Consider the following 11,924-nt stretch of genomic DNA (forward strand, 5'->3'; position numbering starts at 1 on the left):
AATCGCTTATTGACATGCTTCACATTCTTCGAAACCAGCATCGCCTGGGCGCATTGTGCAAACTGGGCCATCAGCTTCTTGTGCAGCTGCTGCATCCGTACCATTTACGCCACCACCGCTAGAAACAGAGTTCAACTGACCACTAGCAACGGTTGATTTTTCAACGTGAGTTGCAGCCATTGTGCGGAGGTAATAAGTGGTTTTCAAGCCACGCAACCAAGCCAACTTATAGGTGTCATCCAATTTCTTACCGGAAGCGCCACCCATGTAGATGTTGAGTGATTGAGCTTGGTCGATCCATTTCTGACGACGTGAAGCAGCTTCAACCAACCAACTTGGCTCCACTTCGAAAGCAGTTGCATACAAATCACGCAAATCTTGTGGAATGCGGTCGATTTTGGATAAGGTGCCGTCAAAGTACTTCAAGTCAGCAATCATCACTTCATCCCAAAGACCACGATCTTTCAAATCGCGCACCAAGTACTCGTTTACCACTGTGAATTCGCCTGAAAGGTTGGATTTCACAAACAAGTTCTGGAATGTAGGCTCGATGCAAGCTGAAACACCAATAATATTTGAAATCGTAGCTGTTGGCGCAATTGCCACGCAATTGGAGTTGCGCATACCGTGTTGCTTGATACGTGCACGTAAACCACTCCAATCCATAGTAGAGGAGTTATCCACCTCTACATAACCACCGCGCTCGGCCGCCAACATGGCTACTGAATCCTGCGGGAGAATGCCGCGATCCCATAAGGAACCTTTGTAGGTGCTGTAAACGCCGCGCTCTTCAGCCAATTCATTGGATGCTTGGTATGCGTAGTAGCAAACTGCTTCCATTGAAGAGTCAGCAAACTTCACAGCCTCATCGCTAGCATAAGGAATACGCTGCATATGCAAGCAATCCTGGAAGCCCATGATGCCCATACCCACTGGACGGTGCTTCAAGTTGGAGTTACGCGCTTTAGCTACTGCATAGTAGTTGATATCAATCACGTTATCCAACATACGCATTGCAGTACGAACAGTTCTTTGGAGCTTCTCGTGATCCAAAATCATCTTGCCATTGGCATCTGTAGTCATGTGAGCAGTTAAGTTCACAGAGCCCAAGTTACAAACCGCAATCTCAGTCTCGTTTGTATTGAGGGTGATCTCAGTACAGAGGTTAGATGAGTGAACTACACCGACATGCTGCTGTGGGCTACGAATATTGCAAGGATCTTTGAAAGTAATCCATGGGTGACCAGTTTCAAACAACATACCGAGCATCTTGCGCCATAACTGTTGCGCTGGAATACGGCGGAATGGCTTCAATTCACCACGATCCGCTTTTTGCTCATAGGCAACATAAGCCTCTTCAAATGCTCTACCGAATTTGTCATGCAAATCTGGAGTGTTGGATGGCGAGAACAAAGTCCAATCGCCACCTTCCATTACACGCTTCATGAACAAATCAGGAATCCAGTTTGAGGTATTCATATCGTGGGTGCGACGACGGTCGTCACCAGTGTTCTTACGCAACTCCAAGAACTCTTCGATATCTAAGTGCCATGTTTCCAGGTAGGCACAAACTGCGCCCTTACGCTTACCACCTTGGTTCACAGCAACAGCAGTGTCGTTCACTACCTTCAAGAATGGCACAACACCCTGTGATTTACCGTTAGTTCCCTTGATATGGCTTCCCAACGCACGAACGTTAGTCCAGTCATTGCCCAAACCACCAGCAAACTTAGACAACAAAGCATTTTCTTTCAATGCTTCGTAAATTCCATCCAAATCATCATCTACAGTCGTCAAGTAGCAGCTAGAAAGCTGTGGACGAGTAGTTGCTGAGTTGAACAACGTTGGTGTGCTGGACATGAAATCAAATGTAGAGAGGATTTCATAGAACTCGATTGCACGACGTTCGCGATCCATCTCATTCAAAGACAAACCCATTGCGACGCGCATAAAGAAAGCCTGTGGCATTTCAATACGACGCTCTTCAATATGCAAGAAATAGCGGTCATACAAAGTTTGCAAGCCGAGATAGTTAAATTGCAAGTCACGGCTGGCATTCAAGGCTGCAGCCAAGCGTGGCAAGTCAAACTCACGCATGCGTGGGTCCAGCAACTCAGCAGAGATACCTTCATTGATGTACTTCGCAAAGTAAGTGCTGTATTCAGCTTGTGTATCGCCTTGCAATACTTCCTTGCCAAAGATTTCTTTACGAATCACGTGCATCAAGATGCGTGCTGTTACTTGGCTGTATGCCGGATCTTTTTCAATCAAAGTACGGGAAGCCAAAATAGCGGAGTCATACACCTGCGCCATTGGTACGCCGTCGTACAAGTTCTTGATAGTCTCAGTAATGATTGGAGTAGCGTCAATATGAGTACCCAAACCTTCGCAGGCCGCCTCAATCACAGTACGCAAAGCGGCCATATCAAGCCACTTCTCAACACCGTTGTCAGTTACCTTGATGCCAGACTCGCCAGCTTGATTCGCAGTTTGCGCTTCCTGGGAAACTTCTTGCTGAGCAGCACGCTCTTGATTGCGCTTTTCACGATAGAGAACGTAAGCACGAGCAACGTTGTGCTCACCACTACGCATCAAAGCCAATTCAACTTGGTCTTGAATATCTTCGATATGGAAAGTTCCGCCATTTGGGCGACTACGCAACAACGCGCGCACAACAGAGTGGGTCAACTGCTCTACTTGTTCGCGAACACGTGCTGATGCAGCACCTTGTCCACCATTGACCGCTAAAAATGCCTTCGTTACTGCAATCGCAATTTTGGATGGCTCAAATGCTACAACTGAGCCATTACGGCGAATAATTTTGTAATCAGACAATTGGGTTGCCTGCGTGCCACCAACACCACCAGCCACAAAGCTGGCAGAAGGAGCTTGGTTTACCGCCCCTGCAGGACTCATTCCTGGGTTATTCGCTCCAGCTGGTTGGCCTGCTGTCTGTGGATTAGCGTATGTCATGTTGCTCCTGCGTATATATATAGTTATTTGGACAAAATATCGTTAAAAAACAATGGGGTATTGCTGGATTCAAACACTACATCTAGTGTCTTGAAGTGCATTAGGCACTAAGTATAGGGAAATATTTGATAATTGGTAAGCCATTTATGACAAATATTTATTAGTACTTTTACTAAGTTTTCCACTTATTTTGGGGTCATTTTGGTGCGAATTTTTTGGCCCGTTTTAGACAAAGGCTAAAAAAGTAAGCGTACGCTCACATACAAAAGGAAGACTATCGAGGGCTTAGACCAAAAGGCAGTCGTTCAAGAGGAATGCTTGTCTCTTTTTGGAACTTTTTCCAGTCAAAATAAATTCCAGGATCGGTTTTGCGATCAGGCGCAATGTCGCTGTGTCCCGCAAATTGCAAATGAGGATATGTGACTGCCAATTTCGCAATGAGATTTACCAAGACTTGATACTGAGCAACTTCAAATGGCGAATCGCCATCCCCCTCCATCTCAATACCAATCGAAAAGTCATTGCACCTTTCCCTGCCAAAAAATGATGAAACACCAGCGTGCCAAGCCTTGTACTGCGTAGAGACAAACTGAATTAAATCTCCAGAGCGGGCAATCAAAAAATGGCTGGATACCTTTTGATCGGCAATCTCAGCAAAATAAGGATGCTTGTTAGGGTCCAGCTTATTTTGGAAAAAATCAACAATATGCTGACTAGACGATTGATTTCTGAATTCACCTGGCGGAAGACTAATGTGATGAATCACAACTAGATCAAGAATAACATTTTCTGGTCTAAGGTCTTGGTTAGGTGAAATTCTCCATTGCGCATCGCCAACCCAACCATCCGAATCTAGGGCATGAAGATGTGCTTTTGAGCAATAAAAACGGTCTTCACAAGTGAATGCTTCTGACTTAGGTAAGTGCACCTTACAGCACTGACACTGCACCATCACCTCCGGTACAGTCACCTTCTCAGGCTTATTTCTATTGGGTTTAGGGGAGTTTTCTGCGTTGAACTGTGCTTGCTTCTTACCCTTAATCCAAAGATAAAAAAGGCCAGCCCCTGCAAATAATAAAAGCCACTTAAACAATGGTTAAGCTCTCTGCAGAATGACTTCAACTACAAAACGACTGCCGACATATGCAAGCAACAAAGCGGTATAAGCACTTAATACCCATCGAATAGCAGCTCTGCCACGCAGCCCCACTCGCCAACGCGCTATCAAAAGACCGGCAAACAAAAACCAGGAGACCAAAGCAAAAATGGTTTTGTGATCAAACATTAAAGGTTTGCCAAACAGCGTTTGCGAAAAGAGTAGGCCTGAGAAGACCGTCAAACTCAAAAGTGCAAAACCAACATAAAGCAAATTGAACAAAAGACTCTCCATCGTCATGAGCGGAGGTAGATCCTCCAACCAATGAGCAAGGCGGCTATTCGGAATGATTGCCAACTGACGATGCAACGCGCGATCCTGAACGCTCATGAGCATGGCATGCATCGCCGCCAGACTCAGTAAGCCCACTGAAACAGTAGCCACCACGAAGTGCCCCTTAAACCAAGGATCTGAAACCGCTTTAGGTGAAAGTAAGGTTCCTGGAAAAACAGTCGGCAGAAATGCACAAATGAGCGCAAACATTAAGGACATCCAACGTAAGCTTGAGATAGGTAAAAACCAAGATTGAAACCAATAAAAGGCTAGGCCAACCCAAGCAATCAAGGATAAATCTTGTGCAAAACCAAATACAAAGCCTTGGGGAGTGAAAACTGAGTCATGCAATTGCACCCCATGAATCACCAAAATCACAAAAATAGCAGCCTGTACCAGAGCGCTAGAGAGTCCAGACTCCACGCCGCTCTTGGCTTTGAAGCTCAAAACCAGCAAAAGCACTAAATAAAGTGCAGAAGGGAGCCATCCGTAACTTGAGTAACCTAAAATATCCATCTGGAAAGTCTAATCGATAAATGCTAGAAAACCTCACCGACCGCCTATCACGCGTTGTTAAAACAATGCGGGGCCAAGCCCGCCTCACTGAAAACAATACTGCAGAAATGCTGCGGGAAATCCGTTTAGCCCTGCTAGAGGCCGACGTAGCGCTGCCAGTAGTGAAGTCACTACTTGAGCAAATCAAATTTAAAGCCCTTGGCGAGGAAGTGGTTGGAAGCCTCAGCCCTGGACAAGCTTTGGTTGGCGTAGTTCAACGTGAGCTCGCCCAAGTCATGATGGGCGACACCAATCAAAGTGGCGAACTCAATCTCGCTACCCAACCTCCCGCAGTCATCTTGATGGCCGGCTTACAAGGTGCGGGTAAAACGACATCGGTTGGCAAACTCGCCAAGTGGTTGCAAGAAAAAAAGAAAAAGAAGGTTCTGACTGTTTCTTGTGACGTCTATCGTCCAGCTGCGATTGAGCAACTAGAAACTGTTACCAAGCAGGTTGGCGCCGAGTTTTTTCCGAGCGACATTAGTCAAAAACCAAATGACATTGCTGTAGCTGCCCTAGATTGGGCACGCCGCCATTACTTTGATGTAGTGATTGTGGATACTGCAGGACGTCTTGGTATTGATGAAGCGCTCATGCAAGAAATCAAAACTTTGCATGCCAGCCTCAATCCAATCGAAACCTTGTTCGTAGTTGACGCCATGCTTGGTCAAGATGCCGTCAATACCGCTAAAGCCTTCCATGAAGCGCTCCCACTCACCGGCGTGATCCTAACTAAGCTAGATGGTGACTCTCGCGGTGGTGCGGCGCTTTCAGTACGCCAAGTAACCGGTGTTCCACTCAAATTTATCGGTGTCGCCGAGAAGATGGCTGGTCTAGAGGCATTTGATGCTGAACGCATGGCCAATCGCATTCTGGGCATGGGCGATATTCTGGCTCTAGTTGAGCAAGCCCAGCAACACGTTGACGTTGCCAAAGCAGAAAAATTAGCTAGCAAGATTTCTAAAGGTAGTTTTGATCTAGAAGATTTTCGAGATCAACTGATGCAAATGCAAAAGATGGGTGGCATGGCGAGCTTGATGGACAAATTACCCAGCCAAATGGCGCAAGCTGCCTCCAAAGCAAATCTCAGCAATGCAGATAAACAAACTACGCGTATGCGCGGCATTATTGATAGCATGACTCCTCGCGAGCGCAGAAAGCCTGAATTACTTAAAGCCAGTCGTAAGCGTCGCATTGCTGCCGGCTCCGGCGTAGAAGTGCAAGAGGTCAATCGCCTGCTAGCTCAGTTCGAGCAAATGCAAACCATGATGAAGCAATTCAAGGGTGGAAAAATGGCGCGCACCATGGCCACCATGGCTGCAAAAGGAGCCGCCAAGGGTATTGGCGGGCTCTTTAAGAAATAATTAATTAACTAAGCTCTTTGCTGCTTGAACTGCAGCAATCACTTTTGCTTTGATGTCATTTAGTGGGATGTTCTGGGACTCTGCATCAGTCCGGCCCTTAAATTCTACTTGAGAGTCTGCCAAGCCACGATCGCCGATCACCACGCGGAATGGTGCTCCGATCAGTTCCCAATCAGCAAACATCGCGCCTGGGCGCTCATTCCGGTCATCCAGAATCACATCAATTCCAGCCGCTAATAGCTCGTCATGCAACTGATCGCATGCGGCTTTAACTGCTTCTGATTTCTCGTAACCCATTGGGCAAATGACCACCTCGAACGGCGCCATTGAGATTGGCCAGATAATGCCTTTCTCGTCATGACCCTGCTCAATGGCAGCACCAAGCAAACGAGTAACGCCAATCCCGTAACAACCCATCACCATTGGCTGAGCTTTGCCCTGTTGATCTAAGTAAGTGCAACCCATTGCTTCCGAATAACGAGTGCCCAATTGAAATACATGCCCGACTTCAATACCGCGGCAAATATCCACAACCCCTTTGCCATCCGGTGATGGATCGCCCATCACTGCGTTACGAATATCCAGCACCAAAGGCTCAGGCAAATCACGACCCCAGTTCACGCCAGTCAAGTGATGACCAGCATCGTTAGCGCCACAGACAAAGTCAGCCATATTGGCAACGGTGCGATCAGCAACAACAGTCACTTCAGCACTCACCCCAACAGGACCTAAATAACCTGCTGGTGCATTGCAAGCTTGTTTAATTTCTGCTTCAGTAGCAAAGCGTGATTCTGTCATGCCAGGAATCTTGCTCGCCTTCACTTCATTAAGCTCGTGGTCGCCACGCACCAGCAACATAAATAGTTTGGCCGGACCTTTTTCTTGATTAGCAGCAAACAATAATGACTTTACTGTGCTCTCAAGAGGAATATTTAAGAGCTTCGCTACATCTGCGCAATTTGTCTTGTCAGGCGTTGGCACTTTGGCCATCGCAGCAGTTGCAGCGGCACGTGTAGCAATTAAAGCTAAAGACTCAGCCGCCTCTAAATTAGCTGCGTAGTCAGAGCTAGGGCAATACACAATCGCATCTTCACCAGTATCAGCAATCACGTGAAACTCTTGACTACCAGAGCCCCCAATGGCGCCATTGTCTGCGGTTACTGCACGGAACTGCAGACCCATACGCTTAAAGATACGGGTATAAGCATCAAACATGATTTGATAGGATTTCTTGAGACCCTCAACATCACGATCAAATGAGTAAGCATCTTTCATGCTGAATTCGCGACCACGCATGATGCCAAAGCGCGGACGACGCTCATCACGGAACTTAGTCTGTATCTGATAAAAGTTCACTGGCAATTGCTTGTAACTCTTAATCTCATTGCGAGCCAAATCGGTAATCACCTCTTCAGAGGTTGGCTGAATCAAAAAATCACGATCATGGCGATCCTTGATGCGCAGCAACTCCGGACCCATCTTTTCCCAACGACCAGTTTCTTGCCACAATTCAGCAGGCTGAATCATTGGCATGAGTAATTCAATTGCGCCAGCACGATTCATTTCCTCGCGAATGATGTTTTCTACTTTACGGATAACCTTCAAACCTAGCGGCAAATAGTTGTAAATGCCTGCGCTGAGCTTACGAATTAAACCTGCACGCACCATAAGTTTGTGCGAAACCACCTCAGCGTCGGAGGGGGCTTCTTTTAGCGTGGCGAGAAATGATTGTGATGCTTTCATGTATGGATATAATCAAATCGTTGATTTTAAAGGATTTGAGGCACGATCATGCTTGACCGTGAAGGGTATCGCCCGAATGTCGGCATTGTCCTCCTCAACAGCCGTAACGAGGTTTTCTGGGGAAAACGCGTTGGGCAGCATTCGTGGCAGTTCCCGCAGGGCGGGATTCAGCATGGTGAAAGCCCTGAACAGGCTATGTACCGCGAATTGCAAGAGGAGGTTGGCTTACTGCCGGAGCATGTCCAAATTATTGGACGCACCAGGGATTGGCTTCGCTACGACGTCCCTGAGGAATACTTGCGCCGTCAACACGCCACTCGGGTCCATAGGGCAGCATACCGTGGTCAAAAACAAATTTGGTTTCTCTTGCGTCTAGTAGGTTTAGATAGCGATATCCAACTTCGCGCTTCAGAACACCCCGAATTCGATGCTTGGCGCTGGGTCCCCTTCTGGATTCAATTAGATGCCGTCATTGGCTTTAAGCGTGAAGTTTATCAACTCGCGCTTTCAGAATTAGCGCGTTACCTCTCTCGAGGCATGCGCATGCACCAGCTTGCCTGGGGATCTCCTCTTGATTTAATTCAGTCTTTTTACGATAGCTCTCACGAACATCCGAAAGACGACAACCCAAACGATCAATCCACATGACTATTTCTTTGAAGCGCTTTTACCTCTCCTGCTGTACCGCAATCCTCGGCCTTGCATTATCTGCATGCGGAGGGGATGCTCTAATTAGTGGGGAAGATCCTTTTGCACCTATGGTGTTCAAAGAGGGCACTACCGCCATGCCCTTGAATCCGCCAAACCAATCTGCCTTAGTGCCCTTTTACGCCTCTCAGCGCACAATCTTTAAATTTGCAGTGGATACTGACTCGATACTAATTGGCGCAGATGGTGTCACACGATATATTGTTGTTATTAGCAGCCCCAGCGGAAGCCAACAAACGCAATATGAGGGTATTCGCTGCGATTCTTTTCAGTGGCGTCTCTATGGCACTCTAGAGAACGGTATTTGGAAAGAAAATCCTTTGGGTAGCTGGAAAAATATTCAAAGCGATATACCCAATCGCTATCAGGCTTCGTTAGCGCAAGGGGCTTTTTGCAACTTTAGCAATCAAGAAAAGAACATCAAAACCATTTTGCATTCTCTTAATCCGAATGGCTTTATTGGCGGGCAAAAGCCAACCAATTCAAACGGTATTCAATAAAAAGTTGAGATCTACGTACGTGGCGCTTACTTAGTACTCAAGTAGGTGCCTATTTTCTCGCCCGCCATTAAGCGAGTAAGCACATGAGGTTCGCGCCCAGAGGCAATCACGGTAGCTGCGCCGGTTTGTACGGCAATCTTTGCAGCCAACACCTTAGTCAACATACCGCCCTTACTGAGCTCACTAGCGGCACCGCCCGCCATTTTTTCTAAAGCAGGATCTCCCGCAATAGCATCCGCAAGCAAGGTGGCATTTGGATTTTGACGTGGATCTGCAGTAAACAGACCGCCTTGATCAGTCAAAATCACCAAAAGATCTGCATGAATTAAATTGGTTACTAAAGCGGCAAGGCTGTCGTTGTCACCAAACTTAATTTCATCGGTTACTACTGTGTCATTCTCGTTAATGATGGGAACTACGCCCAACTTCAACAAAGTATCGAGGGTGGCTCTAGCATTTGCATTACGTTCAGAGTCGGCCAAGTCTGCGTTGGTTAGCAAGACCTGAGCACTGCGGAGATTGAAACGCGCAAAACAGCTTTCATAAACCTGAACCAAGCCCATTTGACCAACTGCAGCAGCGGCTTGCAGTTGATGAATTTCTTGTGGACGCTTAGTCCAACCCAGACGCTGCATGCCTTCAGCAATAGCACCTGAGCTCACCATCAATACCTCATGACCAGCCTTTAATAGCCCAGCCATTTGCTCAGCCCACATTGCAATCGCAGCATGATCCAAGCCTTCACCATTATTGGTGACTAGGCTAGATCCTACTTTGACAACAATCCGTTGAGTTTTTTTAGCGTTCATGGCAAAAGGCGAATGAAATATTTAATCTGGTTTTTTATCTTCTAGCTGGCCTTGATAACGCGGATCTTGAGCGCGCTCATCCGCATCATCTCGGTCACGACGTACAGAATCCAAATAATCCTGCAAGGAATAGCAAAGCTTATCGCAACCCAAGCCTGTTAAGGCTGAGATCTCGAAGACAGGGCCTTTCCATTTAAAGCGCTTTATAAAGTCAGCAACTACCGTCTTGCGATCTTCTTCTGGAATCATGTCCACTTTATTTAAGACTAGCCAACGTGGCTTCTCAACCAAAGCTTCGTCGTACTTACGCAATTCATTCACAATCGCTACAGCATCTGCTACTGGATCAATATTCGCATCAAATGGAGCAATATCAACCAAATGCAGCAAAACCCCTGTGCGTTGCAAATGGCGCAAGAAGCGATGACCCAGACCAGCGCCTTCAGCCGCACCTTCAATCAAACCAGGAATATCAGCAATTACAAAACTGCGCTCAGCTCCCACACGCACTACACCCAAATTTGGATGCAAAGTGGTAAATGGATAATCCGCAATCTTTGGACGCGCATTCGAAACTGCAGTAATCAAAGTAGATTTACCCGCATTCGGCATACCCAATAAACCAACGTCGGCCAATACTTTTAATTCGAGCTTCAGCTTACGACGTTCACCTTCTTTGCCATTCGTCTTTTGACGTGGCGCTCTATTCGTACTGCTCTTAAAGTGAATATTGCCCCAACCACCAACACCGCCCTGCGCCAAACACAGGCGCTCACCATGAGTAGTTAAGTCAGCAATGGGTTCACCAGTTTCATAGTCGGCAATGATTGTGCCAACTGGCATCCGCAACTCGATATCGTCACCGGCTCGACCATAGCAATCGGCGCCACGACCAGGCTCACCATTTTTTGCAGTGTGTGTTTTTGCGTAGCGGTAATCAATCAGAGTGTTGATATTGCGATCGGCTATTGCCCAGACGCTGCCGCCTTTGCCGCCGTCACCACCATCAGGTCCGCCAAATTCAATGAACTTTTCGCGGCGCATAGAGGCACTCCCGGCACCACCTTGCCCAGCTATCACTTCAATACGTGCTTCGTCTATAAATTTCATGAATAAAAAAGGCCTCGCTTAGCGAGGCCTGTTCCTAAGAGTTAAATTCGGAATAAATCTGAATCAAACGTGTCTCAGTCAGGCTACCTTATGAACGAGGCAAGACTGAAACTTGGGCCTTCTTCAAAGCACCCTTAACGCCGAATTCCACTTGTCCGTCAATCAAGGCAAACAAAGTGTGATCCTTACCAATACCAACGTTAGCACCTGGATGAACACGTGTGCCACGTTGACGAATGATGATGCTGCCAGCATTAATATGCTCGCCGCCAAATACCTTAACGCCTAAGCGTTTCGATTCTGAGTCGCGGCCATTTCGTGTTGAGCCGCCGCCTTTTTTCTGTGCCATATCTTTCTCCTACCCTGAATTAGGCTTTAATCGTGTTGATCAAAATTTCAGTGAAATTCTGACGATGGCCTTGGTGCTTTTGATAATGCTTGCGACGGCGCATCTTAAAGATTGTCACTTTATCGTGACGTCCCTGGGAGACGACAGTGGCCATCACAGCTGCACCATTAACCAATGGATCACCTAATTTCAGTGAAGCGCCTTCGCCAACGGCGAGGACTTGGTCAAGAGTGATTTCGCTGCCGATTTCCGCTGGTATCTGTTCTATTTTCAATTTTTCGCCTGCAGCAACTTTATATTGTTTGCCACCGGTTTTTATGACCGCGTACATGGTTTGAAACCTCAATTAATATCTACATTCAAGCTAATCCACCCTGGACCAGC

General features: G+C 47.0%; 10 protein-coding genes and 1 pseudogene. 3 read left to right on the top strand and 8 right to left on the bottom strand.

From position 1 onward, the window contains the following. Window positions 1-6: 6 nt before the first annotated feature. The 3 genes from AOC28_RS07585 to ccsA all read right to left on the bottom strand — a co-directional run bounded on the left by AOC28_RS07585 (window position 7) and on the right by ccsA (window position 4,918). Window positions 7-2,973 (bottom strand): ribonucleoside-diphosphate reductase subunit alpha, encoded by a 2,967-nt coding sequence (locus tag AOC28_RS07585; protein ID WP_072583362.1) that lies wholly within the window; start codon window positions 2,971-2,973, stop codon window positions 7-9. Window positions 2,974-3,247: 274 nt separating this feature from the next. Then, window positions 3,248-4,066 (bottom strand): 1,6-anhydro-N-acetylmuramyl-L-alanine amidase AmpD, encoded by an 819-nt coding sequence (ampD, locus tag AOC28_RS07590; RefSeq protein WP_255407138.1) that lies wholly within the window; start codon window positions 4,064-4,066, stop codon window positions 3,248-3,250. Window positions 4,067-4,069: 3 nt separating this feature from the next. Beyond that, window positions 4,070-4,918 (bottom strand): cytochrome c biogenesis protein CcsA, encoded by an 849-nt coding sequence (gene ccsA, locus AOC28_RS07595; RefSeq protein WP_072583363.1) that lies wholly within the window; start codon window positions 4,916-4,918, stop codon window positions 4,070-4,072. Window positions 4,919-4,938: 20 nt separating this feature from the next. On the opposite strand from ccsA, the gene ffh reads away from it, so the two are divergent. After that, window positions 4,939-6,321 carry a signal recognition particle protein gene (gene ffh / locus AOC28_RS07600; RefSeq protein ID WP_072583364.1) on the top strand — a complete coding sequence of 461 codons (1,383 nt, stop codon included), beginning with the start codon at window positions 4,939-4,941 and terminating at the stop codon, window positions 6,319-6,321. Here ffh and AOC28_RS07605 read toward each other — a convergent pair whose 3' ends face one another. Beyond that, window positions 6,322-8,064, bottom strand: coding sequence for a proline--tRNA ligase (locus AOC28_RS07605; RefSeq protein WP_072583365.1), 1,743 nt, complete (start codon window positions 8,062-8,064; stop codon window positions 6,322-6,324). It abuts the gene before it with no gap. Window positions 8,065-8,112: 48 nt separating this feature from the next. On the opposite strand from AOC28_RS07605, the gene AOC28_RS07610 reads away from it, so the two are divergent. Beyond that, the gene (locus AOC28_RS07610) at window positions 8,113-8,712 is read left to right on the top strand and encodes an RNA pyrophosphohydrolase (RefSeq protein ID WP_072583366.1); all 600 of its coding nucleotides are present in this window, start codon (window positions 8,113-8,115) and stop codon (window positions 8,710-8,712) included. Continuing rightward, window positions 8,709-9,272, top strand: a complete 564-nt coding sequence (locus AOC28_RS07615) for a CNP1-like family protein (protein WP_072583367.1) — start codon at window positions 8,709-8,711, stop codon at window positions 9,270-9,272. The genes AOC28_RS07610 and AOC28_RS07615 overlap by 4 nt, the downstream gene beginning before the upstream one ends. Window positions 9,273-9,310: 38 nt before the next feature. Here AOC28_RS07615 and proB read toward each other — a convergent pair. The 4 genes and pseudogenes from proB to rplU all read right to left on the bottom strand — a co-directional run. Then, a pseudogene (proB, locus tag AOC28_RS07620) lies at window positions 9,311-10,081 on the bottom strand (glutamate 5-kinase); the annotation flags it as partial. A gap of 21 nt (window positions 10,082-10,102) precedes the next feature. Further along, window positions 10,103-11,191: a GTPase ObgE gene (obgE, locus tag AOC28_RS07625; protein WP_072583369.1), complete on the bottom strand. Its 1,089-nt coding sequence runs from the start codon at window positions 11,189-11,191 to the stop codon at window positions 10,103-10,105. Window positions 11,192-11,279: 88 nt separating this feature from the next. Beyond that, window positions 11,280-11,540 (bottom strand): 50S ribosomal protein L27, encoded by a 261-nt coding sequence (rpmA, locus tag AOC28_RS07630; protein WP_011902041.1) that lies wholly within the window; start codon window positions 11,538-11,540, stop codon window positions 11,280-11,282. Between the two features lie 19 nt (window positions 11,541-11,559). Beyond that, window positions 11,560-11,871: a 50S ribosomal protein L21 gene (rplU, locus tag AOC28_RS07635; RefSeq protein ID WP_011902040.1), complete on the bottom strand. Its 312-nt coding sequence runs from the start codon at window positions 11,869-11,871 to the stop codon at window positions 11,560-11,562. Window positions 11,872-11,924: the final 53 nt, after the last annotated feature.

Origin of the sequence: Polynucleobacter sp. MWH-Adler-W8 (genome assembly GCF_001889925.1) — a bacterium.
Classification (GTDB): Bacteria; Pseudomonadota; Gammaproteobacteria; order Burkholderiales; family Burkholderiaceae; genus Polynucleobacter.